The organism is Nocardia sp. JCM 34519.1 (genome assembly GCF_020361265.1).
Taxonomy (GTDB): Bacteria; Actinomycetota; Actinomycetes; order Mycobacteriales; family Mycobacteriaceae; genus Nocardia; species Nocardia arthritidis_A.
In genome coordinates this window covers 216,756-235,331 of record NZ_JAIRBR010000010.1, presented here as the reverse complement: position 1 = coordinate 235,331, position 18,576 = coordinate 216,756, and the positions used below count along the sequence as shown (strand labels likewise).

The 18,576-nt window shown below is 67.0% G+C and carries 1 protein-coding gene (cut by a window edge); it reads left to right on the top strand.

Features of this window, described 5'->3' with window-relative positions; genetic code table 11:
* Positions 1 to 18,576 carry the 3' portion of a non-ribosomal peptide synthase/polyketide synthase gene (locus LGY53_RS24720; protein WP_225729083.1) on the top strand. 10,653 nt of this gene lie to the left of the window's left edge, so 18,576 of the gene's 29,229 nt are visible here — the last part of the coding sequence; its start codon lies off the left edge, out of view; its stop codon occupies positions 18,574 to 18,576.

Genomic DNA, 18,576 nt, shown 5'->3' with positions numbered 1-18,576 from the left:
AAGGGCGTCGAGGTCACCAACGCCGGGCTGGCGGGCGTATGCGAAGCTCAGCGAGCGCGTTTCGGGGTAGGCCCGGATTCGCGGGTGCTCGGCGTCGCGGCACGCACCTTCGACGCGGCGGTATTCGAGCTGCTGCTTGCGGTCTCCGGCGGCGCGGCGCTGGTGATCGCTCCACCGGAAGTTTATGGCGGGCAACCCTTGTCCGAGCTGATGCGGATCGAACGGGTCACACACGCGGTGCTCACCCCGACCGTCGCTGCCGCATTGGATCCGGTCGGGCTCGACGATCTGGAAGCACTGATCGCGGCGGGCGAGGCCTGTCAACCTGCCGTGGTATCGCGCTGGTCGCGGACGGACATCGCGGGCCGGCGCAAGGTCTACAACCTGTACGGCCCGGCCGAGGCGACGATCTGGGTGACGGGCAGTGCGGAGCTGCGCGTCGGCGAACCGGTGAGCATGGGTTCGGTGATCGGCGGTATGTCGGCGGTGGTGCTGGACGCGTGGTTGCGTCCGGTGCCGGTGGGTGTGGCCGGTGAGCTGTACGTGTCGGGTCCCGGTGTGGCGCAGGGCTATCGGGGCCGGGTGGGGTTGACCGCGTCGCGGTTCGTCGCCGATCCGTTCGGGCAGCCGGGGAGCCGGTTGTACTGCACCGGGGATCTCGTTCGCTGGGATCTCGACGAAACCGGTTCGGACAACGGGGTTTTGACCTTTGTCGGCCGATCCGACTTCCAGGTGAAGGTGCGTGGCCAGCGGCTGGAATTGGGTGAGGTCGAGGCCGCACTGTGCGAGCTGGACGGCATCGAGCAGGCCGTTGTCGTTGTGCACGAGGCCGATTCGGGCGCACGGCTGGTTGCCTATGTCACCGGTGTCGCCGACCCGGTGCGGGTGCGGCGGACCCTGGGACGGCGGCTGCCGGGGTTCATGGTGCCGGATCTGGTGCTGGTGCTCGACGAATTGCCGCTGACCGTGAATGGAAAGGTGGACAGGGCGGCCCTCCCGGAGCCCGTATTCGCGCGCGCGGATTATCGTGCGCCGTCGACACCGTCGGAAGAGCGCGTCGCGGCGGTATTCGCCGAGGTGCTCGGGGCGGACCGGATCGGGGCCGACGACGATTTCTTCGCGCTGGGCGGTAATTCGTTGTCGGCGACGCGGCTTGCCGCCCGATTGGCCGAGGGGACGGGCGTCGCCGTGGCGGTGCGCGACGTCTTCGATGCCTCGGTGGTTCGCGAGCTCGCCGAATTGATCTCGGCGCGAGCGGTTTCCGCGCGGTCGGCGGTCGACGGCCCGATACCGGGCCGCCGGGAGCGGCCCGAACGGGTGCCGCTTTCGTTCGCGCAGCAGCGGATGTGGTTCGTGAATCGGCTCGCGCCCGAATCGGTCGCCTACAGCATTCCGTTGGTGCTGCGGCTGTCCGGCCGATTGGATGTGGCGGCATTGTCGGCGGCGCTGTGGGATGTCCTCGCCCGGCACGAGGTGCTGCGTACCCGCTACCCGGACATCGACGGCGTCCCGTACCAGTCCGTGATTCCGGTCGAGGAACTGGCCGAGGCGGTCGACGTGGACATGAGTCCGGCGCCGGTGGCCGAGACCGAGCTGGCGAGTGCGATTTCCGGCATAGTGCGGGTGGGATTCGATGTGGCGCAGCGGGTTCCGTTGCGGGTGCGGCTCTTGTCCGTGGGGCGCGATGAGTTCGTCCTGGTGATGGTGGTGCATCACATCGGTGCGGACGGCTTCTCGATGGGTCCGCTGGCGCGTGACCTGGCAACCGCGTACTCGTCCAGGCGCACTGGGCGGCAACCCGATTGGGCGCCGTTGCCGCTGCAGTACGCGGATTACGCGTTGTGGCAGCGGGAATCGCTGGGCTCGCCGGACGACCCGGATTCGCCGCTGTCCCGGCAGCTTCGGTACTGGTCCGACGAATTGCGCGATCTGCCCGAGGTATTGGAGCTGCCGACGGATCGGCCACGGCCTGCTGTCGCATCCCACAAGGGTGGGACCTCTGGCTTCGTACTCGATCCGGCGGTCGTCGACGGACTGCACGCGGTGGCGCGGTCCCACGGGGCGACCGTCTTCATGGTGTTCCACGCGGCCCTGACGGTGGTGCTGTCGCGCCTTTGCGGCAGCGGCGATATCGCGGTGGGTTCACCGGTATCGGGTCGCGGATCGGCCGTGCTGGACGAGCTGGTCGGCATGTTCGTGAATACGGTCGTGTTGCGCGTGCGGGTGGACGAGTCGGTGTCGTTCGCCGAATTGCTCGGCCGGATACGCGGTGTGGACCTGGCCGCGTTCGAACATGCCGAGGTTCCGTTCGAGCAGGTGGTGGAGGCGCTGGATCCGCCGCGCAGCCAGGCGCATCATCCGCTGTTCCAGGTGCTGCTCGCATTCCACAACCTCGACGCGGACGGCATCGAACTGCCCGGCGTCGACGTGACCCCCTCCGGCGTCGATACCGGCGTCGAACGGTTCGACCTGACCCTCACGCTGACCGACACCCCTGATCGCGACGGGTCCATTCCGGTCCAACTCGGCTATGCCACCGACCTTTTCGACCCGGGCACGATCGCGGGATTCGCCGATCGCCTGCGACAGGTGCTGCGCGCCGTCGTCAGCGATCCCACCGTACCGGTGCGGGACATCGACATTCTGTCGGCGGAAGAACGGCGACTGCTGCTCACGGATTGGGGTGGCGACAGCGGTTTCGACCGTACCGTTCTCGGCATCGCGGACTGCGCGGGCGAATTGACGCTGCCGGTCTTGTTGGCCGCGGCGGTGACGGCAAATCCGGATGGCGATGCCGTCGTCGACGGTGATCGTCGCATCTCGTACCGCGAACTCGATGAACAGTCGAATCGACTGGCGCACTTCCTGATCGGATGCGGGGCGCGACCGGAGTCGATCCTCGCCATCGCGCTCCCACGATCGCTGGAATGGGTGCTCGCGGTGTGGGCGGTCAGCAAGACCGGCGCCGGATTCCTGTCCATCGATCCGGCGCATCCGCTCGATCGCAACCAATTCATGTGCGCCGATTCCGGTGTGCGAGCGGGGATTACGCTCGATCGATACGCCGCGACACTGCCGGTGGACGGTCTGTCGTGGCAGATTATCGATGACCCGGCCGTGGCAAGTCGAATCCGAAGGTGCCCGAAAACGTCGGTGGCCGACGCGGATCGGCGTGGAGTACTGCGGGCGAGCAATACCGCCTACATCGTGTACACGTCGGGCTCGACCGGACGCCCGAAGGGTGTCGAGGTCGCCCACACCGGACTCGCCGCGGTCGCCGCCGCGCAGATCCAGCACTACGCGGTCGATGCCGCTTCGCGTGTATTGTCCGTCGCGGCAAGGACTTTCGATGCCGCGATGCTCGAGATCCTGCTCGCCGTACCCGCGGGCGCCGCCATGATCATCGCGCCCGAGGACGTATACGGTGGAGAGCCGCTGGCCGAGCTGATGCGCGAGCGGCGGATCAGCCACGCGTTCCTGACCCCGTCGGTGGTGTCATCGATGGATCCGGAAGGGCTGGACGAGCTGCGCGTGCTGACGGTCGGCGGCGAGCGCTACTCCGCGCAGCTGGTCACCCGGTGGTCGCATAGCGACAGTGCCGGTGTGCGAAGGTTTTTCAACACGTATGGTCCGACCGAGGCCACGATCATCATGATGATCAGCCGTGAGCTGCGGGCCGGTGATTCGCTGAACCTCGGCTCGGGTATCGGCGGTATGTCGGTGGCGGTTCTGGATGCGTGGTTGCGTCCGGTGCCGGTGGGCGTAATCGGCGAGCTGTATGTGTCGGGTTCCGGTGTGGCTCGGTGCTATCGGGGCCGGGCCGGGTTGACGGCGTCGACCTTCGTCGCCGATCCGTTCGGTGAGCCGGGAAGTCGGTTGTACCGAACAGGGGACCTGGTGCGTTGGGTTGTCGACGAAACCGGTTCAAGCGCTGGTGTTCTGGTGTTCGTCGGCCGGTCCGACTTCCAGGTGAAGGTGCGCGGCCAGCGGTTGGAGTTGGGTGAGGTCGAGGCCGCGCTGTGCGAGCTCGTGGGTATCGAGCAGGCGATCGTTGTCACGCGTGAAAATCCCGACGCCGCCGTACGTTTGGTGGCGTATGTCCGGCGAGAAGCGGGATATGCGGTCGATCCGGAGGCGATCAGGCAATCGATCGGCAGGCGGCTGCCGGGATACATGGTGCCGGATGTGGTGACGGTGCTCGATGAGTTCCCGTTGACCAGTAGCGGCAAGGTCGATCGCCGGGCGCTGCCGGAACCGGTCTTCAGCCCGCATGCGTTCCGAGCGCCGTCCACGGCGGCCGAAGAGGTCGTCGCGGCGATTTTCGCGGAAGTGCTCGGCGTGCAGCGGGTCGGTGCGGACGATGACTTCTTCGCGCTGGGTGGGGATTCGATCGTTTCGATCCAGGTTGTTTCCCGGGCGCGGGCGTCGGGCGTGGTATTCGGCCCGCGGGATGTGTTCGAGCAGCGGACCCCGGCACGGCTGGCGGCATGTGCGCGACTCGACGACGGCCAGGGCGGCGGTTTGGCGGAGTTGGCCGGCGGTGGCGTGGGAGAGATGCCGCTGTTGCCGGTGGCGCGGTGGATGGTGGAGTGGGGCAAGGGTTTCGACCGATTCGATCAGCACGTCGTGGTCCGGCTGCCCGCCGACGTCGACGAGCCGGGTTTGGTCGCGGCCATCGGCGCGGTGCTCGACCACCACGACATGTTGCGGTCCAGGTTGCGGCGCGACGAGTCCGGGGAATGGTCGCTGACGGTCGCCCCGCCGGGAGAGGTGGATCCGGCTGCGGTGCTGCATCGCCGAGTGCTCGACCAGGATATTGCGACCGGCGGTACGGCGCGGGTGGCCGAAATCGCTGTCACGGAACTGGATTCGGCCCTGGGTCAGTTGGATCCGACCGGCGGGGTGATGGTGCGGTTCGTGTGGCTGGACCCGGTCGGAGCCGGCGTGCCGGGGTGGTTGGTGGTGGTGGCGCACCATCTGGTGGTCGACGGTGTGTCGTGGCGGATCCTGGTCCCGGACTTGATGTCAGCGCTCGAACAGGTGAAATCCGCTGGGGCGGTGGCACTTCCGCCGATCGGAACCTCGGTTCGGCGCTGGGCGCACGGGTTGGCCGCCGCCGCGACCGAAGCGGCTCGCGTTGACGAGTTGGAGTTGTGGCGGTCGATGGTGTCGGGTGTCGATCCGGTGTTGGGTGGCCGGGAACTGGATCCGGAGATCGATACCGCCGCAACGCTCGATCAGCTCGAACTCGAGCTGCCGGAATCGGTGACGCGGTCGTTGCTCACTCGGGTTCCGACGGTGTTCCACGGTGGCGTGAACGATGGTCTGCTCGCGGGTTTGGCTGTGGCGGTGCGGATTTGGCGTGAGCGGGCGGGAGTCTCCGAAGCGTCGGTGTTGATCCGGTTGGAGGGCCACGGTCGTGAGGAGAGTGTTCTCGCCGGTGCGGATCTGTCGCGGACGGTGGGCTGGTTCACCACGATGTTCCCGGTCCGTTTCGATCTGGCCGGAATCGACTGCAATGAGGTAGTGGCCGGTGGGAATGCGGTTGCGGCCGCGGTGTTTTCGGTGAAGGAAACCCTGCGTTCGATCCCGGACAAGGGCATCGGCTACGGAATGCTGCGCTACCTCAACCCGGAAACCGCGGATCTGTTGCCCGCCCGGATGCCCGGGCGCATCGGATTCAACTACCTCGGCCGAATCACTAACGCCGATACCGGCGCGGCCGAGATCCACGGCGGCTTGGGCGAGTTGCACGCATCGCCGGATCCCGGCATGCCGGTAACAACCGTGCTGGACGTGAGCGCGATCGTGCTCGAGGAGCGGCTGCGCGCGACCTTCCGATTCCCGCGTACCCTGCTCGATCCGGACGAGGTCGAAGCGCTGGCGCAATTGTGGTCGCGGGTGCTGACCGCGATCGCCGAATACGCCGAAACACCGGGCGCCGGTGGGCATTCCCCATCCGATTTCGAACTCGTCGAGCTGAATCGATCGGAAGTCGCCGCGCTCGACCGCGCCTACCCGTCACTGAGCGACATATGGCCGGTGACCCCGTTGCAGGCCGGACTCCTCTTCCATGCCCACCTGGCGGGCGGGGAGGCGGATGCCTATATCGCGCAGCTGGTTCTGCACCTGTCCGGCGCACCGGATCTGCCGCGCCTGCGTGCGGCGGCGGAAACTCTCGTGCGACGTCACCTGGGTTTGCGATCCGCGTTCGGCACGACCGACGCGGGCACGACCGTTGCGGTTATCTGCGATGGCGTCGAATTGCCTTGGCAAATAGTCGATCTCAGCGATACTGCCGATCCGGCGGCCGGGTTGGACGAGCTGGCGGCGCGGGAGAAGGCGCGGCCTTTCGACCTCGGGACGCCGCCACTGTTGCGTTTCACAGTCGCCGCACTGGGCGGCGATCGCTGGGCGCTGATCATCACCAACCACCATGTCATCCTCGACGGCTGGTCCTATCCACTGCTGATCACCGAGCTGTTCACCGAATACGCGGGCGGGCATTCGGACACCGCGCCCGGCTCGTACCGGGATTACCTGGCGTGGTTGACAACTCGTGACCGAGACGCCGCCCTCGCCGCATGGGCGGATGCTCTCGACGGCGTCGAACCCACCCTGATCGGCAGCGACGCGACGGGCGCTACACCGTCGGTGGCGCAGCGATCGATCGCGCTCGACGGTGCCGATACTCGCGCGCTGATGACCGCGGCCGCGGCCGCCGGGGTCACGGTGAACACCGTATTGCAATCGGCGTGGGCGATGATGGTCGCGCGGCTGAGCGGCCGGACCGATATCGTCTTCGGCGCGACGGTTTCCGGGCGTCCCGCCGAATTGCCCGGCGCCGAGCGCACTATCGGACTGTTCATCAATACGATTCCCGCCCGGATCCGGCTGAATCCCGGCGAGACCGTCGCCGAGCTGTGGGCCCGCGTCCAGCACGAGCAGGCCGCGTTGCTGGACCATCACCACATCGGGCTGCGCGATATTCATGCGCTGACGGGCCACGACGGCCTCTTCGACACCCTGATGGTGCTCGAGTCGTACCCGATCGATTTCGACAGCATCGAAAACACCGTCGGCAGCGGCGATCTCGCGATCACCGGCATAACCGCCGCCGATGCCACCCACTATCCACTGACGTGTACCGCGATGCTGCGGGATACGCTGCGAATCCGATTGCAGTACCGGCCGGAGATACTCGATGCGGCCACGATCGACGGGCTCGCCGATCAAATGCTGCGGCTGCTGCGGACATTCGCGCACGCCCCGGCCTCGTCGGTGCGCGATATCGACGCGCTGCCCGAATCCGAGCGAATTCGGCTGGTGCGCGAATGGGGTCGCAACGGAACCGCGGACGACGATGTCGTCGAGCATTCGGTCACGCTGCCCGATCTGCTGGCCGCGGCGGTGGCTGCGGGTTCGGACGGTATCGCGGTGATCGACGGCACCCGGTCGATGTGGTACCGGGAGCTGGACGAACACTCGAACCGATTGGCACGGTTGTTGATTCGGTACGGGGTGGGTGCGGAATCGGTGGTGGCGATCGGGGTCCCGCGATCGCTGGAGTGGGTGTCGGCTGTATGGGCTATCGCGAAGGCGGGCGCCGCGTTCGTGTCGGTGGATCCGGCCCACCCGATCGAGCGGAACGAATTCGTATGCGCCGATTCCGGTGTGCGAGTTGGCATTACAACCGAAGCGCAACGGCCCGCTTTACCGGATCAGAACCTGACCTGGGTGGTCTTGGACGATCCGGCGGTCGCGGCACGGCTCGATGAGTGCGCGCCGACCAATGTGGATCGGCCGGTGCGGGTGGCGAATACGGCCTATGTCGTCTATACGTCGGGTTCGACCGGGCAGCCCAAGGGCGTGGCGGTCACGCATGCGGGGTTGGCGGCTGCGGTCGCCGATCATGTGCGTCGCTGTGCCGTCGATGCCGATTCACGGGTGCTGGGCGTCGCCGCGCGGACTTTCGACGCGGCGATCCTGGAGCTGTTGCTGGCACTGTCCGGTGGTGCGACGTTGGTGCTGGCCTCGCCGGATGTGTATGGGGGACAGCCGCTTCGGGAGCTGTTGCGCGCCGAGCGGATCAGCCATGCGTTCCTCACCCCGTCGGTGGCGCTGTCGCTGGATCCGGCGGGTCTCGACGATCTGCGGGTGATGCTGACCGGCGGCGACCGGTGCGGACCGCAACTGGTGTCGCGGTGGGCGGGCACCGACGCGTCGGGATCACGCACGGTGCACAACCTGTACGGTCCTGCGGAGAGCACGATTTGGGTGACGGCGGCCGAACTCGCGCCCGGCCGGCCGGTGCGGATCGGCGGCCCGATCACGGGTGTCGGCGCGGTGGTGTTGGATCCGTGGCTGCGCCCAGTGCCCGTCGGAGTGGTCGGTGAGCTCTACGTATCGGGACGCGGTGTCGCGCGCGGGTACCTGGGCCGGGCGGGGCTGACCGCGGCCCGCTTCGTCGCCGACCCCTTCGGCGCGCCGGGCGGCCGACTGTACCGGACCGGTGATCTGGTCCGCTGGACCGTCGACGAAACCGGCTCGGGCACAGGCGAGTTGGAGTACGTTGGCCGATCCGATTTCCAGGTGAAGCTGCGCGGGCAGCGGCTGGAACCGGAGGAGGTCGAGGCCGCGCTCACCGCCGTCACCGGTGTCGAGCAGGCCGTCGTCATCGTGCATACCGCCGAAAACGCCTCCGGCAGCGGCGGTGTCCGGTTGGTCGGGTACGTCGTGGCCGCACCGGGTCATGCCGTCGATCCGGCGGAGATCAGGCGGCAGGTGGGTGCGCGGCTGCCGGGCTACATGGTGCCGGATGTGGTGCTGGTATTGGATGAATTGCCGTTGACCGGCAGTGGCAAGATCGATCGTCGGACGCTGCCGGAACCCGAATCGAGCCCGCGGGCATTCCGGCCGCCGTCGAATCCGGTAGAGGAGATCGTGGCGAGGGTTTTCGCCGAGGTACTCGGGGTGGAGCGGATCGGTGTCGACGAGGATTTCTTTGCGCTGGGCGGAGATTCGATCGTCTCGATCCAGGTGGTCTCCCGGGCGCGAGCGCTCGGTGTGGTGTTCGGCCCGCGGGATGTGTTCGAGCAGCGGACCCCGGCCCGGTTGGCGGCGCATGCGCGCCTGACCGATGAGCCCGGTGGTTTGGCCGAATTGGCCGGTGGCGGTGTGGGGGAGATGCCGCTGTTGCCGGTGGCGCGGTGGATGGTGGAGTGGGGTAAGGGATTCGATCGGTTCGACCAGCATGTGGTATTGCGGTTACCGGAAGCCGTCGCCGAATCCGAGATGGCCGAGGCGGTGCGCGCGGTGATGGCGCGGCACGACATGTTGCGTTCCCGGTTGCGGCGCAATGATTCCGGGGAATGGTCGTTGGTGGTCGCGCCGCCGGATGGCGAATCGACGCCCGGCGTGCTGCATCGTCGCGCAATCGATCCGGGCGTCGACCTCGACTCCGGTTTTGTTGCGGCGGCACTGGATTCCGCGCTGGGCCGGTTGGCTCCGGCCGGTGGGGTGATGGTGCAGTTCGTCTGGCTGGACGCCGCCGGGTGTGACACGCCGGGATATTTGGTGGTGGTGGCGCATCACCTGGTGATCGACGGTGTGTCGTGGCGGGTGCTGGTTCCGGATCTGTTGTCGGCGCTGGAACAGGCGCGGGCGGGCGCGGTGCCGGTGCTGGCTCCGGTCGGCACATCGATGCGGCGCTGGGCGCACGGGTTGGTCGCTGCCGCCGGGGACCCGACTCGCGTTGCGGAGTTGGGGTTGTGGCGGTCGATGGTGTCGGGTGTCGATCCGGCGCTGGGTGGCCGGGAACTGGATCCGGAGATCGACACCGCTGCAACGCTCGATCAGCTCGAAGTCGAACTGCCGGAATCGGTGACGCGGTCGTTGCTCACCCGGGTTCCGACCGTGTTCCACGGTGGCGTGAACGATGGCTTGATCGCTGGACTCGCTGTGGCCCTGCGGATTTGGCGCGAGCGGCAGGGAATCACCGAGCCGTCGGTCTTGATTCGGTTGGAGGGACACGGCCGTGAGGAGCAGGTGCTCGCGGGCGCCGACCTGTCGCGGACGGTGGGCTGGTTCACCACGATGTTCCCGGCCCGCTTCGACCTGACCGGTATCGATCTCGCGGACGTGGCCGCCGGTGGTGATGCGGTTGCGGCGGCGGTGTTCTCGGTGAAGGAAACCCTGCGTTCGATCCCGGACAAAGGCATCGGCTACGGAATGCTGCGCTACCTCAACCCGGAAACCGCGGATCTGTTGCCTGCCCGGATGCCCGGGCGCATCGGGTTCAACTATCTCGGCCGGGTCTCGACCGCCGATCTCGCTGGCGGTCTCGACGGCGGTCTGGGGGAATTGCGGGTGACGCCGGATCCGGACGTGCCGGTAACCCTGGCGCTCGATGTGAGCGCGATAGTGCTGGAGGACCGGCTGCGGGCCACGTTCCGGTTCCCCCGCACACTCCTCGACAACGTCGCGATCGCGGAACTGGCCGGGCTGTGGTCGCGGATACTGACCGCGATCGCCGAACACGCCGAAAAACCCGGTGCCGGTGGACATTCCCCATCCGACTTCGGGCTGGTGACGCTGAGCCGGCCGGAAATCGCCGCGCTGGACCGCGGCTACCCGGCACTGACCGATGTGTGGCCGGTGACCCCGCTGCAGGCCGGAATGCTGTTCCACGCCGAACTGGCCGCAACCGATTCCTATGCCGCACAGGTCGTTCTGCACCTGTCCGGCGAGCTCGACCCGGAACGCTTGCACGCGGCGGCAGCGGCGCTGTTGACGCGGCACGACGGTTTGCGGACCGCCTTCACCACCACCGGCAGCGGCGCGACCGTCGCGGTGATCGGCGACGACCTCGAACTGCCTTGGCAAGTAATCGATCTCGCGGGCCATCGCGATCCTGACGGCCCGCTGGGCGAGCTGGCCGCGGCCGAGAAGGGCCGGAGGTTCGATCTCGCTACCGCGCCGCTGCTGCGGTTCACCGTCGCCCAGTTGGCCGCCGGTCGCTGGGCGTTGATCGTGACGTACCACCACGCGATCGTGGACGGCTGGTCGCTGCCGCTGCTGATCACCGATCTGTTCACCGGCTACGCCGGTGCCACCGACACGGAACCGGGATCGTATCGAGACTTCCTGGCGTGGTTGGCAACTCGCGATCGGGAGGCGGCAGAGGCGGCGTGGGCAAAGGCCCTCGCCGGGGCCGAACCCACCCTTATCGCAGACACCGCCGCGTCCGGTACGGTCGTGGATCTGTCGATCACGATCGACAGCGCGGGCACCCGACGGCTGACGGCGGCTGCGGCCGCGGCCGGAGTGACGGTGAACACTGTCCTGCAGTCGGTGTGGGCGATGATGATCGCGCGGTTCAGCGGCCGGACCGATATCGTTTTCGGCGCCACCGTATCCGGGCGCCCGGGTGAATTGCCTGCTGCCGAGCGAACTATCGGATTGTTCATCAATACGATTCCGGCCAGGGTGCGGCTCGACCCGGCCGAGACCGTCACAGAGCTGTGGTCTCGGCTGCACCGCGAGCAGACCGCGCTGCTCGACCATCAGCATCTCGGCCTGACCGAGATCCACGAACTCACCGGCTACGACAGCCTGTTCGACACCGTGATGGTGCTGGAGTCGTATCCCGTTGACACCCAGCACATCCGGCGGATCACCGGCGAGGGCGACCTGGAAGTCACCGAGGTGGTCGCCGCCGACTCCACCCATTACCCGTTGACCTGCACCATGATCCTGCAGGACACACTGCGGATCCGTCTGCAATACCGGCCGGAGGCGTTCGACTCCGCCGCGATGACCGCATTCGCCGGACGCCTGGAACAGTTGCTCGGCTCCATCGCGGAGGACCCGGCACGGCCCGTGCGCGAGATCGAGCAGCTGTCGGCGGGCGAACGCGAGCGCCTGCTGCGGGAGTGGAACGACACCGCCGTCCCGATCGATTCCGGTGCGACCCTTGTCGATCTGTTCGATCGGCAGGCCGCCCGGACGCCGCATGCGATCGCGGTGATCTCCGGAGCACAACGAATCAGCTACGGAGAGCTCGATATTCGTGCGCATCGCCTGGCGTCGGCACTTGCCGCACAGGGCGCTGGGCCGGAAAGCATTGTCGCGGTGGCGCTGCCGAGGGGCATCGATCTGATCACCGCACTACTCGCGGTGCTGAAAGCCGGCGCGGCCTACCTGCCGCTCGATCCCGCAGCGCCCGCCGACCGGCTCACCTATATCGTCGCGGACGCACAACCGCGACTCGTTGTCGTCGACGAGACAACAACCGATCTCATCGGCGGCACAGCGTGTCTGCGTATCGATCAGCTGACGGACTCCGCGGACGGGCCCGTCGATTCGGGCAGGTTGCGTCCGGAGAACGTGGCGTATGTGATCTATACGTCGGGTACGACGGGTAACCCCAAGGGTGTTGCGGTAACTCATGCGAATGCGGTGTCGCTGTTCGACGGGACGCAAGCTTGGTGTGAATTCGGGTCCGATGACGTTTGGGCGTGGTGTCATTCGCAGGCGTTCGATTTTTCGGTGTGGGAGATCTGGGGTGCGCTGCTGCACGGTGGTCGTGTGGTGGTGGTGCCGCGTGAGGTGGCGTATTCGCCTGCCGAACTGTGGGATCTGGTTGTCGAGCAGGGCGTGACGATCCTCAACCAGACGCCGTCGGCGTTCTACGCATTGCTGGAGTCCGGGTGCGACTGTGCGGAGTCGGCTCTGCGGATGGTGGTGTTCGGCGGTGAGGCGTTGGATCCCAGCCGATTACAGGCTTGGCGGCCCATCGAAGGGCGGCCTGGTCCGGTGCTGGTGAATATGTACGGCATTACCGAGACCACCGTGCATGTGACGAAACAGGTGCTCGCCGCGGAGCATTGGTCGGGTGATCCGGGTGTGAGCCCCATCGGTGTGCCGTTGGCGAATCTGCGTGTGTACGTGCTGGATTCGTGGCTGCGCCCGGTACCGATAGGCGCCGCGGGCGAGCTGTATGTCGCCGGTAATCAGGTCGCGCGAGGATACCTGAGCAGGCCGGGCCTGACCGCGTCGCGCTTCGTCGCCGACCCGTTCGACCCGACCGGCAGCCGGTTGTATCGCAGCGGTGACGTGGTGCGATGGACCGAGACGGGTGTGCTCGAGTATGTCGGCCGCGCCGACGAGCAGGTCAAGATCCGCGGTTACCGTATCGAACTCGGCGAGATCGAGGCCGTCCTCGCGGCCGAGGACGCTGTCGCCCGCGCCGTAGTCACGGCCCGCGACACCCTGATGCCGGACGGTTCCCCGGCCAAACAGCTCATCGCGTACGCGGTTCCCGACCCCGACATCGCACCTGCAGCGCTGAAATGCCTTGAATTACAGCGCGATGGCGTGATCGAAGCACACGAGTTGCACGAGCTGCCGAACGGTATGCCGGTGGTCGGCCGTAACCGGTCGAATGTCGAATTCCTGTACGAGGAGATCTTCGAACGCGCGGAGTACTGCCACGCCGGTATGACGATGCCCGAGTCGGGTTGTGTGGTGGATCTCGGTTCGCATATCGGCATGTTCTCGATCTATGCGAAACGGATGGCACCGGCCGTGAAAATTTATGCGGTCGAGCCGATGCCGGAGCTCAGGCGGATGTACGAGGCCAATTCGGCACTGCACGATTTGGACGCGACTTTGGTGCCCTACGCGGTCGGCGCGGAATCGACCACCGATACCTTCACCTACTACCCGGAGATGTCGATGCTGTCCGGTCGCGGCACCGACCGCAGCGTGCAGCGCGACCTCCTCGAATCCTTCATCCAGCACGAACCCCACACGGACAGTGATGATCTCGGCTCACTCGAGCAGCTGATCGAGAACAGACTGCGCTGCGAGCACATCGAGGTGCCGGTTCGAACCTTGTCGCAGATCATCCGCGAATACGGGATCGATCACATCGATCTGCTGAAGATCGATGTGGAGGGTAGTGAGTTGGATGCGTTGCGTGGTATCGAGCCGTGTCATTGGTCGTTGATCGATCGGATGGTGCTCGAGGTCCATGATGTCGAGGACCGGTTGGCGTGTGTCGAAAAGCTGTTGTGCGAACACGGATTCGAAGTCGCGAATCGCGTTTCGCCCAATATGACCGGCACCGGCCTGTACCTCGTCTACGCGCTGCGCCGGAATCTCGATCGGGGCCACGGTACGACGGATGTGCTGCGACCACATGAGAAATGGTGCGGCCCAGTATCTCTCGGCAGGTTGCTGCGCGAACACATAGGCGCCCGGCTGCCCGCATATATGGTGCCGGACCTGGTGATGGCGGTCGACGAATTGCCGCTGACGGTGAACGGAAAGGTGGACAAGGCGGCGCTGCCGGAACCGGTGTTCGCGCAGGCCGATTACCGGGCGCCGTCGACCCCGCTGGAGCAACTCGTCGCGACCGTATTCGCCGAGGTTCTCGGGGTGGAAAGGGTCGGCATCGACGACGACTTCTTCGCGCTGGGCGGAAACTCACTGTCCGCGACTCGGTTGTCGGCGCGACTGTCGGATCGGGTCGGCGTCGCGATCGCGGTCCGCGACGTATTCGATGCCTCGACCGTCGGCGAGCTGGCCGCGCAGGTGGCTGGCGCCGGTGCCGCGCCGGGACTGCCGCTGGGTCCCCGGGTCCGGCCCGCGCGGGTGCCCCTCTCATTCGCGCAGCAGCGGATGTGGTTCGTGAACCGATTCGCGCCGGGATCGGTGGCCTACAGCATCCCGCTGGTGCTGCGCCTGTCCGGTGCGTTGGATGTCGCGGCCTTGTCGGCGGCGGTATGGGATGTGCTGACGCGGCACGAGGTACTGCGGACGCGGTATCCGGATATCGACGGCGTGCCGTTCCAGTCGGTGGTTCCGGTCGAGGAATTGGCGGACGCGGCCGATATCGATCTCGCTCCCGCATCGGTAGCCGAAAATGACTGGGCCGCAGCGGTTTCCGATGTGGTAGCAAAAGGATTCGATGTGGCCGAACGTGTCCCGCTGCGGATGCGGTTGCTGTCGATCGACGACGGGCGTGAATTCGTCTTGGTGCTCGTCGTGCACCACATCAATGCCGACGGGTTCTCCATGGCTCCGCTGGCCCGTGATCTCGCTACCGCGTACACGGCGCGATGCACTGGGCGGCAACCGGATTGGGAACCGCTGCCGGTGCAGTACGCGGACTACACGCTGTGGCAGCGGGAACTGCTCGGCTCGGCCGACGATGCCGAATCGCCGCTGGCGCGGCAGATCCGGTATTGGACCGGCCGATTGGCGGATCTGCCCGAGGTGCTGGAACTGCCGACCGATCGGCCGCGCCCCGCCGTCGCCACCCACCGGGGCGCGCGGTACAGCTTCGCGATCGAACCGAGCGTGGTATCCGGGCTGCGGCGGTTGGCGCGTGCACGGGGCGCGACGGTGTTCATGGTCTTCCACGCGGCATTGACGCTGGTGTTGTCCCGACTGTCCGGTGGTGGCGACATCGCCATCGGCACACCGGTTTCCGGTCGCGGATCGGCACTGCTGGACGACCTGATCGGCATGTTCGTGAATACGGTGGTGTTGCGAACCCGAGTCGACGAATCGGTGTCGTTCGCCGAATTGCTCGAACAGATCCGCGCGGTGGATCTGGACGCGTTCGCCCATGCGGAGGTGCCGTTCGAGCAGGTGGTGGAGGCGCTGGATCCGCCGCGCAGCCAGGCGCACCATCCGCTGTTCCAGGTGATGCTCGCCTTCCACAACCTGGATCAGGCCGGTCTGGAACTGCCGGGGGTGAGCGTGACGCCCGCGGATGCCGACACCGGCACCGAGCGTTTCGACCTGACGTTCACCCTCACCGACGCACCTGATCGCGACGGCGCGATGCCTGTCGGGATCAGCTACGCCGCAGACCTTTTCGATGCGACCACCATCGCGTCGCTGGCGCGACGGCTGGGGAAGGTACTGGCGGCGATCGCCGACGATCCCACTGTCCCGCTGCGGGATATCGAAACCCTGTCGACAGCCGAACGCGCGCAACTGCACGAATGGGGTCGGAACCACCGAGCCGTCACGCCTGATGTGACGCTCCCGAGCTTGCTGGCGGCCGCCGTGACCGCGAACCCGGATGGGGTGGCCGTATTCGACGATGATCGGCGGCTTTCCTACCGGGACCTCGACCAGCACTCGAACCGCTTGGCGCGCTACCTGACCGAATGCGGCGCAGGTCCGGAATCGGTTGTCGCGGTGGCGGTTCCGCGGTCGGTGGAATGGGTGGTCGCGGTGTGGGCGATCGCCAAGGCGGGGGCCGCGTTCCTGTCGGTGGATCCGGCGCATCCGCTGGAGCGCAATCGATTCGTGTGCGCCGACTCCGGAGTGCTGCTCGGGATTACGATGGACAGCCATCGTGCGGCGCTTCCTACGGAAGGGCTTTCGTGGCTGGTACTCGACGATCCCGCCACCGCGAACCGGATCGAACGGTGTGCGCGAACTCCGTTGACCGACCGAAGGTTGCGGATGGAGAACACGGCGTATGTGGTGTACACGTCGGGTTCGACAGGACAGCCCAAGGGCGTCGAGGTCACGCATGCCGGGTTGGCCTCCGTGGTCGCCGATCACCTGGATCGCGGTGCGGTCGACGCCGATTCGCGGATACTGGGTGTCGCCGCGCGGACCTTCGATGCGGCGATCCTGGAATTGCTGCTTGCGGTAACCGGATCCGGGGCGCTGGTGATCGCGCCACCCGATGTGTACGGCGGCGAGCCGTTGCGGAATCTGTTGCGCGACCGGCATATCACGCATGCGTTTTTGACTCCTGTGGTGGCGATGACGGTGGATCCGGTGGGTTTGGATGATTTGCGGGTGGTGTTGACCGGTGGTGATCGGTGTTCGTCGCAGGTGGTGTCGCGGTGGGTGGGTACGGATTGTGCGGGTTTGCGTCGGGTGCACAATTTGTACGGTCCGGCCGAGACCACCATTTGGGTGACCGGTGCGCGACTGACTCCGGGACGCCCGATCGATATCGGTGGCCCGATCGCGGGTGTGCGCGTGGTCGCACTGGATGCATGGTTGCGTCCGGTGCCCGCCGGAGTGGTCGGTGAGCTCTATGTATCGAGTTCCGGTGTGGCACGGGGTTATCGGGGCCGGGCGGGGGCCACGGCGTCGCGGTTCGTCGCCGACCCGTTCGGCGAGCCGGGACGCCGGATGTACCGAACCGGTGACCTGGTGCGCTGGATCGTCGACGAATCCGGTTCGGGCGCGGTGGTTCTGGAATACGTCGGCCGATCCGATACGCAGGTGAAGGTGCGCGGGCAGCGTGTGGAACTCGGCGAGGTCGAGGCCGCGCTGGCGGGTGTCGCGGGCGTGGAACAGGCGGTGGCCGTGATCCACGACGGCGTGCGCCTGATCGGTTACGTGGCGGGACGTGAGCTGGATCCGGCCGCCGTGCGCCGGTCGGTGGCCGAGCGGCTGCCGGGCTATATGGTGCCGGACGTCGTGCTCGTACTCGACGACCTGCCGCTCACCGGCAGCGGAAAGATCGATCGGCGGGCACTGCCCGAACCGGAACGCACGCCGCGGGTGTTCCGCGCGCCGTCGACGGCGGCGGAGGAACTCGTGGCCGCCGTCTTCGCCGAGGTGCTCGGCGTCGAACGGGTCGGCGCCGACGACGACTTCTTCGCGCTGGGCGGCAACTCGCTCACCGCGATACAGGTCGTTTCGCTGGTGCGTTCCCGGACCGGCCGACAACTGCAATACGGTGAGCTCTTCTCCGATGCGACACCGGCGTCATTGGCGAAGGCCATGGAGAACGGGCCGAATATCTCGCTCGGCGTGCTGACGCCGCTGCGCTCGTCGGGCAGCAGGCCGCCGCTGTTCTGCGTGCATCCGGGCGGCGGCCTGGCCTGGGTATACGGGGCCCTGGCGGGACAGCTCGACCCGGACCGCCCGGTCTACGGGCTGCAGGACCCGTACATCGTCGCCGCCGAGCCGCGGCCGGAATCCGTTGGGGCATATGCGGATCGGTACGTCCGCGAGATCCTGGCGCGGTTCCCGGACATCCGATGCAACCTGGTCGGTTGGTCGCTGGGTGGTCAGATCGCGCATGCGATGGCCGTGCGACTGCAGGAGTTGGGGCATCCCGTCGGCCTGCTGGCGCTCGTCGACGCGAGTCCGGAATCGGGTCCGGCGGAGGCGCCCGAACCGACGCGGCGCGAGGTCGCGACCGCCGCCGCGCGGATACTCGGCGGCTGGCGCGACGCCCTCGGCCTGGACGACGTGCCGGAGATCGAGGATCTGGCGGAGTTCTACGCGCTGCTCGGCGACCGGATCAGCCGGGCCGGACTGCTGTCGTCCACGCAGGTGGAACGGGTGTTGGAAAGTTTCTCGCGGCCGGTCCCATACGTTCCGGGACGCTTCGCGGGCGACGCCCTGCTCTTCACCGCCGCCCGCGAATCCGACCGGGACCGGCTCGCGGAAAGCTGGCGCGCGCACATCACGGGACGGATCGAACACATATCGATCGATGAATGGCACACCGGCATGCTGAACGCCGACCGAGCGGCCGAAATCGCGGCGATCCTCGAGGCCCGGCTCGAAGGTCGGTGA